The organism is Klebsiella electrica, assembly GCF_006711645.1.
Taxonomy (GTDB): Bacteria; Pseudomonadota; Gammaproteobacteria; order Enterobacterales; family Enterobacteriaceae; genus Klebsiella; species Klebsiella electrica.
The window spans coordinates 2529355-2544065 of the sequence record NZ_CP041247.1; the positions used below are offsets into that span (position 1 = coordinate 2529355).

Here is a 14711-nt window from a genome sequence, read left to right on the forward strand (position 1 = left end):
TGCTCTCGCTCAAAACTGCCTGTCTGCCGGGCAAACAGGCATAACGTATGATATTTCCCGTTTCGCGGCGAACCCCATAGGCTCCACACATTAAAATATTAACTTAATTCCGTGTTGGCTCTGGGGAGTCGCCACATCTCACCCAGGATAGTATCCCACTGAGCAGGATTAATAATCAGTTTCCCCCTGCGTGGACTAAGCGTAATTTCGCTAAAATAAATGGTATCGCGCAGCAGCATGAGATCTACCCGACAGTAATCAATATCGTTTGCCAGCTCCTGCGCGGAGGCTATTGCCTGATGTAACGCCTGGGGTTCGGGGACCTCATAGGGTGTACTTGGGTACTCCATTTGGAAAGGCAGCAACTGCCAGTAACGATCAAAAACATTAATATACTCTTTGCCATCAGCGTCCATGAAGTCAGCTTCAATAAAACCAACGGAACCATGGAAGCAATGTAATCTTAGCATCTCCGGGGTTATCTCTCTTTTTCCGTGCGAAAATAAATCAATGTAGCTTTCGCAGAGTATCACCGGGGGAATGTGCTTGTACTGCCACTCCCTGGTGCGGTAATACATATTTTTCTTCAGCGCAGAATTTAACTGGCGCAAGGCTCTGGGGACGTTAAATGTATATTTATCCAGACAGATGATAGTACTACCGCTGTCATGGTTGCATTTCAGAACGAATTTGTCTGGTAATTGACTGAAGTCTATTTCATTCACGTTTCTGTAAATACCAAGCAGCGGAACGGTTTTTATATGTTGGCTACGAGCATCAATGTACTCGCGAACCGCTAATTTATCCGCTAACAGGGTATAAAGTGGGTTGTGGTCGTAAATCATACGGTGACATATTTTTTCATTCAGAGTAACCGGATGCTTCAAGTCGGGACGGGATCCGTAAATTCTCTGAAGTCGTCCGGCATGAAAACGCCTGTCGCTTATAATATAAGAGCGTAATTTTTTAATCTGATACTCAGAGTATTTTAAGAGTGCATTAAACTTGTTCATTATTCCTCCATTAAGTTATGAACACTTGCGGTAAAATTGACGCTCACGGCGGCAGGCGCAACGTCAGGAACAAACAACGTCAACAGCAGAGGAAGGGACAGGTGCGAGGTGAGCGCTACCCGATGTGCTATGTGTGTGGTTTTGGCGGAACCCAGGGCCGCAGCCGAGGTCCGGTGTCGTGGCTTGAGCTGCACAAATGACGAATAGTTAAACATGCGCAATTCCTGATGAATCAAAACGAGCGCAGTATCTAAAAAACTATGTCAGGATGTTGTTAAGTTTGTCGGTCTATTTTTCAAGGTACTCATCGTTTATGACACGCCTCCTCATCATTGAAGACAATCCTGATTTAGTCGCCAACCTGTATGCCTTTTTTGAGCCGCAAGGTTATGTGCTGGATGATGCACGTGATGGTGCTACAGGCCTGAAAATGGCCACGCAGAATGATTATGATGCGATTTTACTGGACCTGATGTTGCCCCGTCTGGACGGAATGACGTTGTGCAGTCGACTGCGCACGGAGTTTCAGAACCCTGTACCGGTGCTGATGCTGACCGCCCGCGATCCCGTTGACGATCGTGTTGCAGGGCTGGCGATGGGCGCCGATGATTATCTGGTCAAACCTTTTTCATTAAAGGAGCTGGATGCGCGGATCCAGGCGCTGGTTCGCCGCGCCCAGGGGCGGCAGGTCCTGGGAACGCTGGCCTGGGAAGATCTGCTTGTCGATACCAGGACACCGCAGGCGTGGCGTCAGGGGCAGACAATCAATCTGACGCCAACGACCCATAAATTGCTGTTGTGTCTGATGCGAGCGGCCCCTGAAGTCGTCAAAAAAAGAGAGATGGAGTATCTCCTGTGGGGGGAGGATCCCCCTGAAAGTGGGGCTTTGCGCACACATATTCACGATTTGCGGCAGAGAATTGACAAAAACTTCACATCTGTACTGATAGAAACGGTGCATGGCGTAGGTTTGCGCCTGCATAAGCCCGGAGGGGCCGCCCCGGAATAATCGTACGCAGAGTGGAACCATCATGAAATCCCTTTACCAGCAAATGACCCTCAAGACGCGAATCACTATTTCATTCGTGTTGCTGATGGTCGCGATCATGGCTTTTGTTGTCGTGGCAGAGCAGCTTGATTACGACGATCTTCGCGCATATGTCGTATCACAAAGTATGCAGGATGAGGCGTCCAGACTGGAAGGGGAGATGGCGAGAGGGTTTCCTCCGGTCGTCCCGAAGGGAAGCCAGCTCTATGATGCGCGCAATGTGCCTGAAAAATTGCGCCAGCTTGCGCCGGGCTACCATCGCCTGGCAAAACCTGAAGACCGGTACTTGTTCGTATTTGAGGTTAACAATCAGCGCTACTACTTGCTGCAAGAGAGCCAGAAATACGGGTATCTTGAGCTGGTGATTGATGGCTTCGCGCCGCTGGTTATTATGCTGTGTATTCTGTGCGCATACTGGATCGGTCGACTGACATCAGCGAGAGTGACCATCCCCATCACGCGATTGGCGGAAGTTGTGCAACGCAAGCAAAAACCCTTACCCTACCAGGACGCAAATGATGAAATCGGCATTTTAGCGCGCGCATTCGCCCAACATAGCGACGAACTGGAACGTTTTCTGCAGCGTGAGCGCTGCTTTGTCGGCGATGCCAGTCACGAATTACGCACGCCGTTGGCTATCATTGCCGGCGCAGCAGAAACTATCGCCCACCAGTTGCCCGCGGATAGCCATCTGGTACAAAGCGCGGAACGCATCGTCCACACCACCCAGGAAATGCAGCGTCAGCTAAGTTGTCTTTTATTGCTCTCGCGCGATCCGCAAACGCTGCCGCAGTCCGACGTACCTTTGCGCCCGATATTTGAGGAGTGCGTCGCCCGATGCCAGCCCTGGCTGGCAAAAAAAGAGGTCAACTTAATCCTTGACTTACCATCCTCTCCCCACGCATGTACCAATGCCGAGTTAGCGCGCAGCGTCATCTGGAATCTTCTGCGCAATGCCTGTCAGTACACCGAAATGGGGGAGGTTCGTCTGGCGATGCATGGTACGACGATCGTCATATGCGATAGCGGACCGGGGCTACCATCCAGTATCGATCCCCAGCAGTTTCGCCGCTTTCAGCGCGGCGCCCGGCTCAGTGGCGAAGGGCTTGGTTTATCCATTGTGCAACGCATTGTGGAGCATTTAGGCTGGGGCATGACGGTCGAAAGTTCTGAGAAGGGATGCCGTTTTACACTAGAGTTACGCGATACGGTACAGCGGACAACAGCAAAGTGATTTTCACGCCCCAGGGCTGGTGAGTTCCACCCCGGATATCATTCCCGAAAACGCATAAACGACGGTATCCTGCGATATTCCGCAGCAAGGCCCTAACAATTTCCTGACACTCCTTCCGCCATAATGTGAAAAGGATGACTTATCAGGAGATACGCATGCCACCCCCCGTGATGACGAAAACCGGTGAAGGCCCGAATAACATGACCGGCTTTAATACCTTTATATATTCGCGCAATGGTTTTATCGCTGCGGCGGAAGGTGAAAGCGAATTTCGTCAACGGTTATCCTGACAGCCAGACAGCGGATAATCCGATGCTGGATGAAGGCACCGTCGATTCCATTTATTATCTTATCCAGTATTCATACTAAGGAAGGTGCGAACAAGTTCCTGATATGAGATCATCATATTCATCCGGAGCGCATCCCAGAGGGACATCATGAGCCATCAACTCACCTTCGCCGATAGTGAATTCAGCACTAAGCGCCGTCAGACCCGAAAAGAGATTTTCCTCTCCCGCATGGAGCAGATTCTGCCATGGCAGAATATGACCGCTGTCATCGAGCCGTTTTATCCCAAGGCGGGCAATGGCCGACGGCCCTATCCGCTGGAGACCATGCTGCGTATTCACTGCATGCAGCATTGGTACAACCTGAGCGACGGTGCCATGGAAGATGCCCTGTACGAAATCGCCTCCATGCGCCTGTTTGCCCGATTATCCCTGGATAGCGCCCTGCCGGATCGCACCACCATCATGAATTTCCGCCACCTGCTCGAGCAGCATCAACTGGCCCGTCAATTGTTCAAGACCATCAATCGCTGGCTGGCCGAAGCAGGCGTCATGATGACCCAAGGCACTTTGGTGGATGCCACCATCATTGAGGCACCCAGCTCTACCAAGAACAAAGAGCAGCAACGCGATCCGGAGATGCATCAGACCAAGAAAGGCAATCAGTGGCACTTTGGCATGAAGGCCCACATTGGTGTCGATGCCAAGAGTGGCCTGACCCACAGCCTAGTCACCACCGCGGCCAACGAGCATGACCTCAATCAGCTGGGTAATCTGCTTCATGGAGAGGAGCAATTTGTCTCAGCCGATGCCGGCTACCAAGGAGCGCCACAGCGCGAGGAGCTGGCCGAGGTGGATGTGGACTGGCTGATCGCCGAGCGTCCCGGCAGGGTAAAAACCTTGAAGCAGCATCCGCGCAAGAACAAAACGGCCATCAACATCGAATACATGAAAGCCAGCATCCGTGCCAAGGTGGAGCACCCGTTTCGCATCATCAAGCGGCAGTTCGGCTTCGTGAAAGCCAGATACAGGGGGCTGCTGAAAAACGATAACCAACTGGCGATGTTATTCACCCTGGCCAACCTGTTTCGGGTGGACCAAATGATACGTCAGTGGGAGAGATCTCAGTAAAAACCGGAAATAACGCCAGAAATGGTGGAAAAAATAGCCTAAATAGGCTGATTCGATGTGTTTGCGGGAAAAAAATCGGCCCAGATCCGCGAAATTTTAATCAGCGAGTCAGCTTGGGAAGAAATGACCTGCTTATTCGCACCTTCCCTAAGGAAAGGTATGTTACCAGGCAATAAAACTATTCTGGCAAGAGTCATAGCTTCAGTGACAATTTTTGTGGTGATTGTCCTTTCGGGGATTTATCTACAGGCAGGATTTAGTTCACCATCGAGAAATATAACCGGTGATGCACAGCTGGTACGATTTATGACGCCGTTTCTCCGCGGTGCTCGCGGCCATGTAGCGGTCGCGCTCATTAAACCGGGAGGGGTCCAGTATGGTCTCTGGGGAGGGGATTTTAGTCAGGAATTTGAGGTCGGTAGTCTGAGCAAAACGATGACGGCGGCATTGTTGGCTGATGCCGAGAATCGTGGGGAGGTCAAACCCGAAACCACCGTTGGCGAACTCCTCCCCGGCCTACCCGTAGCGATGGCATCTGTCCGGCTCTCAGAACTGGCTTCTCACCATTCGGGGCTTCCTGACATATCGACAACGCCGTTGCAGAGCGCCTTGATGTTATTAGCCATCGCCACTCATAAGAACCCGTGGCGTTTCTCAGAGAATGACATCATTGCGATGCTGCGTAGAACAGAAAAAGAGGAAAATAATTATTTCAGGTATTCCAGTATGGGTTACGCAGTTCTCGGTCTTACGCTGGAAAAAATGACTCATATGTCCTATAGCGAGTTGCTGAATAAACGACTCCTGGCCCCTACAGGAATGAAAAATACCTTTGTCGCGACACCAGACGATGGCGCAAAAAACGACGTCAGTCGCGGTTGGTCAGCCGCAGGATATCGTGAGGCCCCTTGGTACATGTTCTCGTTTGCCCCTGCCGGTGGCGTGAGGTCCACCATCACCGATATGGTTAAATATACGCAGGCCTTGCTCCGCGGCAAATTACCGGGAAGTGTTGCGATGGATCCGAAACGGTCAACGGATGAACGTGACACAAGGATCGGTTATGGCTGGTTTACAACAAAATTCAGAGGACGTGAGATAACCTGGCATAATGGCGAAACTGCTGGCTATGCCTCGGTCATTGCCATCGACAGGGCCAGCAAGACAGGCGTCGTCATCCTTTCTGATACCGCATGGCCTGTGATAACACCTGCAATACGCTTATTAATATCTCAGCCTGTAGATAACTAAATTTTTTCTGGAATGAAAATATGAACTGGATTGATATTATCTGGGCCTTGCTGACACTTTTCTCGGCGGGCGCATTTCACATGAGAAAATGGCTAATCAATCATAAGATGAGATTGCTGAATTATAGTCTGTTTAGCATTCTTATTATTTCTGTTGCAGAGTCGCTGCAAACTATTTCGCGTCTGTCGCCAATAGGTTCTGCTCTGCACATGTTGACATATGTTCTACAGGCCTCGCTGGTGTCCTATGGCGTGTACCATACCTGGGAGAAGCAGTGGTTCAGCATTCATCAGGGCTCAGGTTCGTCGAGAAATCCGCTAGAGAGCGGTATTTTCATCAAACTGACTTCAGGCTTAATACTCCTGTTCTTCGCGTGATGCTGTTACTCCGAGGGGGGAGTAAGCTTTGATTGACTGGTATCAGCCCTGTCAGGGATCGCTGAAACTGAATGGTTTGTTTGAGCGGGGGACTTGCCGTTTGCTCCCGCCCAAATGCAGCAAAGACCAGAGTAGGGGGCAAAACCCCTACTCCCGAAAGCGAGACTTATCTTGCTCTGCTGGTTTGGCTCAACCAGAGCAAAACGCCGACAGTTCCCAGACTAAACAACGAAACACTATAAAGCGCGCTAAAAGCGCCAAAGTACTGCGCTAGCACGCTGGTTATCCCGGTGGAAACGGCGGCAGTCAGCACCTGTCCACGCCATGACATCGCACTGGCTTTCGCAACCTGTGTTGGTGGGAAGTTTCTCAGAATACCGAACGTCCCCAAAGCAAAGACAATATTCGATGCCATATGTGCACTGAAGATCAGCGCGAGCCCAGCACCAGGATATCCCGCGGATAACGGTAATATGAAATAGCTGCCGATAAATGCTACGAGGCAGACAAATAACATTCCGTTGTTAGCGCTATAGCGCTGCAATTTACTGGCATCAAGCATTAATGGCCCGCAGAGCTGGCCAAGGCTACGGGCAAAAAGTAGAGGTAATGCCAGCCCGGTTGAATCTTCAGGCCTGATTTCTTGCGCCAGCGCAGGCAAAAGCGCCATCGCTGGCGATCCCACCGCGGCAAGTGCGGGTAACAGCATAATGCTTCTTTTTTGCAAAGGAGATATGGCGCGCCATAATGGTTCCTGTTTGCCTGACGCAACCTCCACAGGTTGCCGTTCTGTACCGCGAAAAGCAGCGACGGATATTACCAGCAGAGTCGCAGAAGCTAAAAAACTCAGGGCATCAAGGGCAAGCAGATAGATGGGCGCAATCACGTCAAACAGTACAACCCCCAGGCCAGTGCCTAACAAAACCTGTGAGGCAAAAATGATGGTTTCCATGGCCGTTGCCGCAGGGAGTTCCTCATGGCGTAACCCGCGCTTGAACAACAAAGTCAGCGCCGGGTAGCTTATGCCGCTGAACAGTGCTTCCGCGCACTGCACAACCAGCAAAGCCGGAATGCTATGATGCAGCAAACCATACCATGGAAAAACAAGCGCAAGCAGACCAAGTATTTCGGTAAAAATCAGGATCTGCAGTGGAGAGGTTTTCTGACACAACCTCTCTCCCCAGATGCTGCCAATAAAGCCGGGCAACATCGACAGCATATACACTATGGTCAGCGTCGCGGGAGAGGCCTGCCAGTGTAAAAGTTGGCCGAAAATAATGACCTGAGTAAGCCCATTGCCCAGCGATGACAGGGTACAGGCAAAACCAAGGAGGCGCAGCCAGCGATGGCGACGCAGCGCGCTAATGAGCGCAAACAGTAGCGTGTTCATGTGGAAAGATTCTCATCTTAAATAACAGAAGCCCACGCAGCCCACAGGCAACGCGGAAGATAAGCACTGTTAAAAAAGAAAATCGTTACATCGGAAACGGCACGCTACTGGCAACGGATATCGCACTTTAGCACAGAAAAAACAGATAGCACTCTTGAAGTTTAATGCCCGCATCTCGCTCCTGGCGGACGTGATGAATCCATCCCGGTCTGCGCTCAAAGGAGAGGGACTGGAGGTTTTTATTATCACCTCCTTAATGTGCTCCCGCTAAAGCCAGGTCGTCTAAGACGTCGTGAGTTTCATATACAGGGCCCAGTGGCGCATCCGTACATCATGACCAGCGGAAACAAGGGGGCTAAAGGGATCAGGGCGATGGTTCCTGCCGTGCTCAGAGTTTGGGTCTTATCATTAATTGAGACCACTACCGGGTGTTCCAGCTGATACGGGGCTGCCAGTTCTGGTGCGTGCGATGCAGACCAAAATCCTGTCGCTTTAAACAAAACACCGAGGCGATTGTTATCCATCTGCACCGCCTGATACTCATTGGTCAGCAGCGTAAGCTGCCCGGCATCCAGTTTGCGTTTATCCATCACCACCAGGTACTCTGCCGCCACTTCATGTTGCTCTACCACAAAGTTAACCCGCACACCGGAGGCCTGTTGATGAAAGCGGTCATAAAATGTTTTATAACGCTGATATTCTTGCGGCACGCCGTTACGAAAGAAACGGTAACTGTATTTAGCTGAGCTGGCGATAATGCCGGACTCAATAGGTTTCACCGCCACGATGGTATCGGTAGGCGGCAAGTTTGGCGCGCTTGCGCACCCTGACAGAATCACTGCGACCAGCAGCGATAAATATTTCATCATTTCAACCATTCCTGTTTGCTGTTTCCTCTGGGATAACCGATGAATATCTTTAAGACGCGACTTACCAATATCCATTGCTGTTTATCATAGCTTCCGAACCTGCTTCAATCATTCGATTTAGCATGGGGCTACCCCGCATCTTGCTCAACGCACAACGCTTATCGGACTGCAGCAGTCTCTTGATGTTAGTGGCCTGCAGGCCATGCATCAGCTGATACATGTTAAGTGCCACGGTGCGTTTGCCCTCGCGAATGCGGACTTGCCACGCTATCATGAACGGGGTCTGCCCGCCATGCCCACGTTCCACGCGCTATGTTTATACCCCAACGCACTGTGTGCAATGTCGATGTTGAACGGCTTTTGCCCTGAGGATCCCGCTATGACTCCCTTTTATGAACTTACTGCCACCAGTCTGCGGGGCCAGCCCATCGCCATGGCCGACTACGCGGGCAAGCTGGTTCTGGTGGTGAATACCGCCAGCCACTGTGGCTTCACGCCACAATACGCAGGCCTTGAAGCGCTCTACAAGAAGTACGCCGACCAGGGCCTGGTGATACTGGGTTTCCCCTGCAACCAGTTCGGGAAGCAGGAACCCGGCGATGCCGACGAAATCGCGCAGACCTGTCATATCAACTACGGTGTGAGCTTCCCGATGTTTGAGAAGGTGGCGGTGAACGGGGCCGCAACGCACCCGGTGTTTCGTTACCTGAAAGGCGAATTGCCCGGTGTGCTGGGAGGGTGGATCAAGTGGAACTTTACTAAGTTCCTGATCGGTCGCGACGGCAAACCGCTCCGGCGTTTTGCGCCGATCGCCACCCCGGAGAAAATGGAAGCCGCAATCGTTGCTGCGCTTAAACGCTAAGCGTTTTTGTCAAACAAACCCGTCATTTTTAGAGCACCGCCGGTAAACCGCAGGGCATCAAAAAGGGAGCAAGCAAGGGGACAGGCGTCTGGCAGCATACCGACGCGCCACAGGCTGCGGGTTGGCGTCAGATGCGCAAAAAAAAGCCCCGTAAACGGGGCAAAATGCTCGGGTAGTGCAGTTAATTGTAATACGGTACGCCCAGCTCATCCGATTTGTCGCTACCGGCGGCCATATGATTGAAATCAAATGGCGAGTCGTTATGTTCGGAAGGCATAATCATCGCATCGCGCTGAGTGTGGCGAACCGGGGTAGTGGTTTGCTCCGCATAGCTCTGGCTGGAGACCAGGGCGCCCAGGACAATGGCAGCGGCAGCGAATAGTTTCATGATTTCCTCAATACGTCTTGTTGCAGGCGCTTAACAGCAGTTGTTTAGTGGCATCAGATAGCGGGATTCACCCGGCATATTATTCATGCGATATTTGTGCGGCGGAACGTCGAAGTAGTTTTTAAAGGTTCTCGTCAGCGTCTGTTGCGATTCGAAACCGTATCGCTCTGCCAGGTATAAAATCGGCTCGTTGCTCTGCTTGAGTTTTTGCGCGATTTCCGTCAGCTTGCGGCTGCGGATGTACTGGCCTAAGGAGTGGCCGGTCTCTTTTTTAAACATTCTTTGCAGGTGCCATTTGGAGTAACCAGAACGCTCGGACACTTTTTCCAGCGACAGGGGCGATTCCAGGTTATCTTCAATCCACGACAAAATACTATGGATAGTGATGGCGTCATTATTGCGTCTGGACATCATCTTACCTCTTCTTATTACGGCAGGACTTTTTTGAGTAAATGCTCAAGGTTGACCACTTCATCCGCCGACAGATTTTTTGTTAATTCCTGGTGCAATTTCTGACCCACAACCTGATGACACTGCTCACAAAGGGCCGCTCCGTCTGGCGTTAACTGCACCAGTACGCCGCGTTTGTCATTGGGGTTGGGTAACCGTTCAATCCAGCCTTTACAGACCAGACGGTCGAGCATGCGCGTCATTGCGCCTGGGTCGACCGACAGCACGGTTTTCAGCTCAACGGGGGTAATACATACTTCGCAACGAATGGAACAAAGCACCCGAAACTGGGTGGCAGTAATATCCATCGGTGAGAGATATTCGTTGAGCAGACGATCTTTTTTCTGGTTAACCATCTGGATCAAGCGCCCGAGGGGGATCATTTCGTTAAACAGATCGCTTGTGTTTTTCACAATGGTTGCCCAGGCAAGTAGTTAATTGCTGCTGATATTATTGCCCAGGCAATAATATGTCAACCTGATGAATTAGCTGATGACACGATTTGCTAAAGCGGGTTTCTGACCCGGGCTGAAGCGGCCCGGAGTCCGGACGATAAGGGCTGGAATGGTATTGACGACAAAAGTTATACTTGCGCGGCGAGACTTTAAATAGTGAACGATTAACGGGGCCTTAATTAATTATGATTGAACTCTTTCAGGCGATAGGTCTGGGGCTGGTGGTCATTTTACCGCTGGCGAACCCACTGACGACCGTTGCGTTGTTCCTTGGGCTGGCTGGCAATATGAACAACGAGGAGCGCAATAAACAATCGTTGATGGCCTCGCTGTACGTATTCATTATCCTGATGGTTGCATGGTATGCCGGTCAGGTGGTGATGAGTACCTTCGGTATCTCGATTCCCGGCCTGCGGATTGCCGGTGGCTTGATTGTTGCCTTCATCGGGTTCCGGATGCTCTTCCCGCAGCAGAAATCGCATGACTCGATGGAAGCGAAGATAAAATCCGAAGAGCTGGTCGATGAACCGTCGGCCAATATCGCGTTTGTGCCGCTGGCCATGCCGAGCACCGCCGGGCCAGGGACCATCGCTATGCTTATCAGCACCGCATCGACGGTGAAACATGGCGTCGATTTTTCGCACTGGGTGGTAATGGTCGCGCCGCCGATTATCTTTGCGCTGGTCGGCATTATCCTCTGGGCCTGCCTGCGCAGTTCAGGGGCTATCATGCGGCTGGTCGGGAAAGGGGGAATCGAAGCGATTTCGCGCCTGATGGGCTTTCTGCTGGTCTGCATGGGCGTACAGTTTATTATCAACGGCGTGCTGGAAATTATTACGACCTATCACGCCTGATAACGTCGCCGTCGCGGCGTTTCGGCCCGCGAACAAAAAAGCCTGCCGGTTGTTGCATCGGCAGGCTTTTTTATCGCTTCACCCCGTTCAGGAGTGGTGAGGCTGATGATCGTCCAGCGACACCGGCCAGCGGCGGAATATCATGATTGACCACACCAGCGCCACCAGCGCCGGAATCGCCCCGATGTAGCCGATAGAGTCCATTGAAAGATGGGTACTGACCTGACTACCAACCAGCGCCCCCGCGCCGATACCGATATTAAAGATCCCCGAAAACAGCGACATCGCCACATCGGTGGCATCCGGCGCCAGCGCCAGAACCTTGACCTGCATCCCCAGACCAATAATCATGATTGCGATGCCCCAGAAGAGGCTCAATATGATCAGGTGGTGGGCGTTTTGCGCTGCCGGCAACAGCAGCAGCAGACTGATCAGCAGCAGGCCAATGGCGCTGCTAATCAGCCCGGAAGCATGCTTGTTGCCCAGTTTGCCAAACAGCACGCTGCCGACGATCCCCGCGCCGCCAAGGATCAGCAGCAGCACGGTGGCAAAATTACCGCTCATACCGGCTACCGTTTGTACAAACGGTTCAATATAGCTGTAGGCGGTGTAATGTGCGGTCACCACAATGACGGTCAGCAGATAGATGCTCAGCAGCGCCGGGCGACGGAACAATACCGGCAGGCTTTTCAGCGAACCGGAATGCTCGCTGGGCAGTCCTGGCAACAGCTTAAACAGGCATACCAGCGTCGCCAGCGCGCCCAGGCCGATCGCCAGGAAGGTCATCCGCCAGCCAAAATACTGCCCGATAATACGGCCGACAGGAATGCCGAATACCATCGCCAGAGCGGTGCCGGTTGCAATCAGACTCAGCGCCTGGGCACGTTTGCCCGGCGGCGCCAGACGGATTGCCAATGCCGAGGTTATCGACCAGAAGACCGCGTGCGCAAAGGCGATACCGATGCGGCTGATCACCAGAACGTTAAAGCTCCAGGCAAAGAACGACAGCACATGGCTGGCAATAAACAGAATGAACAGGCCGATCAGCAGACGGCGACGCTCCATCTGGCTGGTCAACAGCATAAACGGCAGCGACATTAACGCGACCACCCACGCATAGATGGTCAGCATCATGCCCACCTGCGCGGTTTCCATGCCGAAGCTGTCGGCAATATCGGACAGCAGACCGACCGGAGCGAATTCAGTCGTATTAAAGATGAAAGCGGCGATCGCAAGCGTGACTACCCGAAGCCACGCGACTCTGCGTGAAACCGTGTTTGTAATCATAGATTCTGCGCTGGTTACTAAAGAGGAAGAAGAGGGCGCGATCTTAAAACGATTGCTGGTGAAAATACAATCGTTTTGTGATCTGGATCTCATTATGTCGCCGGTGGCAGCGAAAAGCTAACGGATTCATTTTTATATAGATCGTGTACATGCTCCGCTTTTATGTCATGTTGAAGAAAAGTAAAAAACAGGAACAGTTGTATGATGCAGGAAATTGATTTTTACCTGGTAGACGCTTTCAGCGATCGCAATTTTGGCGGCAACGCCGCCGCGGTGTGTCCACTCACCGAATGGCTACCGGACGAAACGCTGCTGAGCATGGCGCAGCAGCACAACCAGTCTGAGACCGCCTTTTTTGTGCGCACCGATGAGGGTTATGAGCTGCGCTGGTTCACCACGCAGCATGAGATTAACCTCTGCGGCCACGCCACGCTGGCCTCGGCGCATATTATCTTTGAATATCTCGACCATCCTTACGCCACTATCGTGTTCAGTACCCGTTTTGTCGGGGAGCTGCGGGTGACGCGCAACGGCGACTGGCTGACGTTAGACTTCCCGGCGTGGCAAACCACTCCGGTTAGCGCGCCGCCGCCGGAGCTGCTTGCCGGGCTGGGGCTGGACACCGCGGTAGAGATTCGCGAGGGGCGGGACTATCTGGTGGTCCTCGAAAATCGCCAGCAGGTTGAGGCCGTGCGGCCGAATATGTCGTTGCTTGCGCAGACGGGCAAAATGATCTGCGTCAGCGCCGCCGATGAGCAATATGATTTTGTGAGCCGCTTTTTCTGCCCGGGCGAGGGTGTTTTCGAAGACCCGGTGACCGGCTCGGCGCACAGTATGCTGATCCCCTACTGGGGGGAGAAACTGGCTAAGACGACCATGCAGGCGCGGCAGGTTTCCGCACGCGGCGGCGATCTGCGCTGCCAGTGGCAGGGCGATCGGGTGTTGATTGGCGGGCAGGCGATAACGTACATGACGGGCACCATCACGCTACGTTAAGGAGATACCGTGAAAGAGATCCCCGTGTATCTGGTTTCTGCGTTCAGTGAACGGCCCTTTTCCGGTAACCCGGCGGCGGTCTGTCTGCTGGACGCATGGCTGGCGGATGATGTGTTGCTGAAGATGGCGCAGGAGCATAATCAGTCTGAAACCGCTTTCGTGGTGCGCGAGGGGGAGTCGTTTTCTCTGCGTTGGTTCACGACCCGCAATGAAGTCAATCTGTGCGGTCACGCGACGCTCGCCAGCGCACACGTTATTTTTCATCATCTTGACTTCCCACACGCGGTGATTCATTTCGCGACTGCGTCCGGTCGCCTGACCGTGAGCCGGGAAGGGGACTGGCTGACCCTCGATTTCCCGGCGGGCGCCACGCAAGAAACGACTCCGCCTGCGGCCCTGCTGGCCGGATTAGGCGTTGAGCGGTACGTCAGCGCCCGCCGTGGCCGGGCATGGCTTATCGAGCTGGCCAGCCGCGAAGAGGTTGCCGCCGTGCGTCCGACTATCGAGACCATGATGTCCGGAGAACATAAGGTGACGATTACCGCTCCCGGCGATGGCGAGTATGACTTCGTCAGCCGCTTTTTCTCTCCGGGAGAAGCCGTATGGGAAGATCCGGTCACCGGTTCGGCGCATACCATGCTGATCCCGTTCTGGAGCGCGAAGCTGGGGAAAAGCAAAATGCTGGCCCGCCAGATATCGGCACGCGGCGGCGATATTCGCTGTGAACTGAAGGGCGACCGCGTGCTGATGGCCGGGCAGGCGGTGACCTGGCTGCAGGGGAAAATATTGCTGCGGTTCAATTGATTAGCGCAAGCCGCG

19 protein-coding genes are annotated in these 14711 nt (G+C 52.8%); 11 read left to right on the forward strand and 8 right to left on the reverse strand.

The window, feature by feature from the left end:
- Positions 1–98: 98 nt before the first annotated feature.
- Both Electrica_RS12085 and Electrica_RS12090 read right to left on the reverse strand, forming a co-directional pair.
- Entirely contained in the window at positions 99–1013 is a 915-nt protein-coding gene (locus Electrica_RS12085; RefSeq protein ID WP_141964570.1) for an ATP-grasp fold amidoligase family protein, read from the reverse strand.
- Complete coding sequence (locus tag Electrica_RS12090) at positions 1013–1228, reverse strand: hypothetical protein (protein ID WP_141964571.1); 216 nt, start codon at positions 1226–1228, stop codon at positions 1013–1015. Before Electrica_RS12090 ends, Electrica_RS12085 begins: the two co-directional genes overlap by 1 nt.
- 65 nt (positions 1229–1293) lie before the next feature.
- Between Electrica_RS12090 and Electrica_RS12095 the strand changes: the two genes are divergently transcribed.
- From Electrica_RS12095 to Electrica_RS12120, 7 genes are all read left to right on the forward strand, one after another.
- Complete coding sequence (locus Electrica_RS12095) at positions 1294–2022, forward strand: response regulator transcription factor (RefSeq protein ID WP_455428488.1); 729 nt, start codon at positions 1294–1296, stop codon at positions 2020–2022.
- A 22-nt stretch (positions 2023–2044) separates the two neighbouring features.
- Positions 2045–3295 (forward strand): sensor histidine kinase, encoded by a 1251-nt coding sequence (locus Electrica_RS12100; protein WP_131050384.1) that lies wholly within the window; start codon positions 2045–2047, stop codon positions 3293–3295.
- A 155-nt stretch (positions 3296–3450) separates the two neighbouring features.
- Positions 3451–3585 carry a hypothetical protein gene (locus Electrica_RS29135; RefSeq protein WP_266095181.1) on the forward strand — a complete coding sequence of 45 codons (135 nt, stop codon included), beginning with the start codon at positions 3451–3453 and terminating at the stop codon, positions 3583–3585.
- A 147-nt stretch (positions 3586–3732) separates the two neighbouring features.
- Positions 3733–4713 carry an IS5-like element ISKpn26 family transposase gene (locus tag Electrica_RS12105; protein ID WP_009310076.1) on the forward strand — a complete coding sequence of 327 codons (981 nt, stop codon included), beginning with the start codon at positions 3733–3735 and terminating at the stop codon, positions 4711–4713.
- Entirely contained in the window at positions 4695–4889 is a 195-nt protein-coding gene (locus Electrica_RS29205) for a hypothetical protein (RefSeq protein WP_141964572.1), read from the forward strand. Before Electrica_RS12105 ends, Electrica_RS29205 begins: the two co-directional genes overlap by 19 nt.
- Complete coding sequence (locus Electrica_RS12115; protein ID WP_141964573.1) at positions 4873–5964, forward strand: serine hydrolase domain-containing protein; 1092 nt, start codon at positions 4873–4875, stop codon at positions 5962–5964. Before Electrica_RS29205 ends, Electrica_RS12115 begins: the two co-directional genes overlap by 17 nt.
- Positions 5965–5984: 20 nt before the next feature.
- Positions 5985–6341: a hypothetical protein gene (locus tag Electrica_RS12120; protein WP_141964574.1), complete on the forward strand. Its 357-nt coding sequence runs from the start codon at positions 5985–5987 to the stop codon at positions 6339–6341.
- Between the two features lie 166 nt (positions 6342–6507).
- Here the strand turns inward: Electrica_RS12120 and Electrica_RS12125 are convergent, their stop codons facing one another.
- Together Electrica_RS12125 and Electrica_RS12130 are read right to left on the reverse strand one after the other, a co-directional pair.
- On the reverse strand, positions 6508–7731 hold the full coding sequence (locus tag Electrica_RS12125; protein ID WP_141964575.1) for an MFS transporter: 1224 nt from the start codon (positions 7729–7731) through the stop codon (positions 6508–6510).
- 299 nt (positions 7732–8030) lie between these two features.
- Complete coding sequence (locus Electrica_RS12130; RefSeq protein WP_141964576.1) at positions 8031–8600, reverse strand: hypothetical protein; 570 nt, start codon at positions 8598–8600, stop codon at positions 8031–8033.
- Positions 8601–8979: 379 nt separating this feature from the next.
- On the opposite strand from Electrica_RS12130, the gene Electrica_RS12135 reads away from it, so the two are divergent.
- On the forward strand, positions 8980–9462 hold the full coding sequence (locus Electrica_RS12135) for a glutathione peroxidase (RefSeq protein ID WP_141964577.1): 483 nt from the start codon (positions 8980–8982) through the stop codon (positions 9460–9462).
- Between the two features lie 181 nt (positions 9463–9643).
- Here the strand turns inward: Electrica_RS12135 and marB are convergent, their stop codons facing one another.
- The 3 genes from marB to marR are packed head-to-tail and all read right to left on the reverse strand — an operon-like array spanning position 9644 to position 10713.
- Positions 9644–9850: a multiple antibiotic resistance protein MarB gene (gene marB, locus Electrica_RS12140; protein ID WP_100683748.1), complete on the reverse strand. Its 207-nt coding sequence runs from the start codon at positions 9848–9850 to the stop codon at positions 9644–9646.
- A 30-nt stretch (positions 9851–9880) separates the two neighbouring features.
- Positions 9881–10261 (reverse strand): MDR efflux pump AcrAB transcriptional activator MarA, encoded by a 381-nt coding sequence (gene marA / locus Electrica_RS12145; RefSeq protein WP_100683837.1) that lies wholly within the window; start codon positions 10259–10261, stop codon positions 9881–9883.
- Between the two features lie 17 nt (positions 10262–10278).
- Entirely contained in the window at positions 10279–10713 is a 435-nt protein-coding gene (gene marR, locus Electrica_RS12150) for a multiple antibiotic resistance transcriptional regulator MarR (RefSeq protein ID WP_100683747.1), read from the reverse strand.
- A gap of 227 nt (positions 10714–10940) precedes the next feature.
- Between marR and Electrica_RS12155 the strand changes: the two genes are divergently transcribed.
- Positions 10941–11609 carry a MarC family NAAT transporter gene (locus Electrica_RS12155; protein ID WP_100683746.1) on the forward strand — a complete coding sequence of 223 codons (669 nt, stop codon included), beginning with the start codon at positions 10941–10943 and terminating at the stop codon, positions 11607–11609.
- A gap of 87 nt (positions 11610–11696) precedes the next feature.
- On the opposite strand, the gene Electrica_RS12160 is transcribed toward Electrica_RS12155, so the two are convergent.
- Positions 11697–12896 carry a sugar transporter gene (locus Electrica_RS12160; protein WP_131050380.1) on the reverse strand — a complete coding sequence of 400 codons (1200 nt, stop codon included), beginning with the start codon at positions 12894–12896 and terminating at the stop codon, positions 11697–11699.
- 204 nt (positions 12897–13100) lie between these two features.
- Here Electrica_RS12160 and Electrica_RS12165 point away from each other — a divergent pair, with 204 nt between their 5' ends.
- Together Electrica_RS12165 and Electrica_RS12170 are read left to right on the forward strand one after the other, a co-directional pair.
- A complete protein-coding gene (locus Electrica_RS12165; RefSeq protein ID WP_100683836.1) occupies positions 13101–13892 on the forward strand; it encodes a PhzF family phenazine biosynthesis protein in 792 nt (263 codons plus the stop codon).
- Between the two features lie 9 nt (positions 13893–13901).
- Positions 13902–14696, forward strand: coding sequence for a PhzF family phenazine biosynthesis protein (locus Electrica_RS12170; RefSeq protein ID WP_141964578.1), 795 nt, complete (start codon positions 13902–13904; stop codon positions 14694–14696).
- Positions 14697–14711 lie beyond the last annotated feature (15 nt).

Excerpts from the sequence above, each read along its gene's own strand:
- Electrica_RS12085 (WP_141964570.1), bottom strand. The coding sequence starts at position 1,013 with ATGAACAAGTTTAATGCACTCTTAAAATACTCTGAGTATCAGATTAAA.
- Electrica_RS12090 (WP_141964571.1), bottom strand. The coding sequence starts at position 1,228 with ATGTTTAACTATTCGTCATTTGTGCAGCTCAAGCCACGACACCGGACC.
- Electrica_RS12100 (WP_131050384.1), top strand. The coding sequence starts at position 2,045 with ATGAAATCCCTTTACCAGCAAATGACCCTCAAGACGCGAATCACTATT.
- Electrica_RS29135 (WP_266095181.1), top strand. The coding sequence starts at position 3,451 with ATGCCACCCCCCGTGATGACGAAAACCGGTGAAGGCCCGAATAACATG.
- Electrica_RS12105 (WP_009310076.1), top strand. The coding sequence starts at position 3,733 with ATGAGCCATCAACTCACCTTCGCCGATAGTGAATTCAGCACTAAGCGC.
- Electrica_RS12115 (WP_141964573.1), top strand. The coding sequence starts at position 4,873 with ATGTTACCAGGCAATAAAACTATTCTGGCAAGAGTCATAGCTTCAGTG.
- Electrica_RS12120 (WP_141964574.1), top strand. The coding sequence starts at position 5,985 with ATGAACTGGATTGATATTATCTGGGCCTTGCTGACACTTTTCTCGGCG.
- Electrica_RS12125 (WP_141964575.1), bottom strand. The coding sequence starts at position 7,731 with ATGAACACGCTACTGTTTGCGCTCATTAGCGCGCTGCGTCGCCATCGC.
- Electrica_RS12130 (WP_141964576.1), bottom strand. The coding sequence starts at position 8,600 with ATGATGAAATATTTATCGCTGCTGGTCGCAGTGATTCTGTCAGGGTGC.
- Electrica_RS12135 (WP_141964577.1), top strand. The coding sequence starts at position 8,980 with ATGACTCCCTTTTATGAACTTACTGCCACCAGTCTGCGGGGCCAGCCC.
- marB (WP_100683748.1), bottom strand. The coding sequence starts at position 9,850 with ATGAAACTATTCGCTGCCGCTGCCATTGTCCTGGGCGCCCTGGTCTCC.
- marA (WP_100683837.1), bottom strand. The coding sequence starts at position 10,261 with ATGTCCAGACGCAATAATGACGCCATCACTATCCATAGTATTTTGTCG.
- Electrica_RS12155 (WP_100683746.1), top strand. The coding sequence starts at position 10,941 with ATGATTGAACTCTTTCAGGCGATAGGTCTGGGGCTGGTGGTCATTTTA.
- Electrica_RS12160 (WP_131050380.1), bottom strand. The coding sequence starts at position 12,896 with ATGATTACAAACACGGTTTCACGCAGAGTCGCGTGGCTTCGGGTAGTC.
- Electrica_RS12165 (WP_100683836.1), top strand. The coding sequence starts at position 13,101 with ATGCAGGAAATTGATTTTTACCTGGTAGACGCTTTCAGCGATCGCAAT.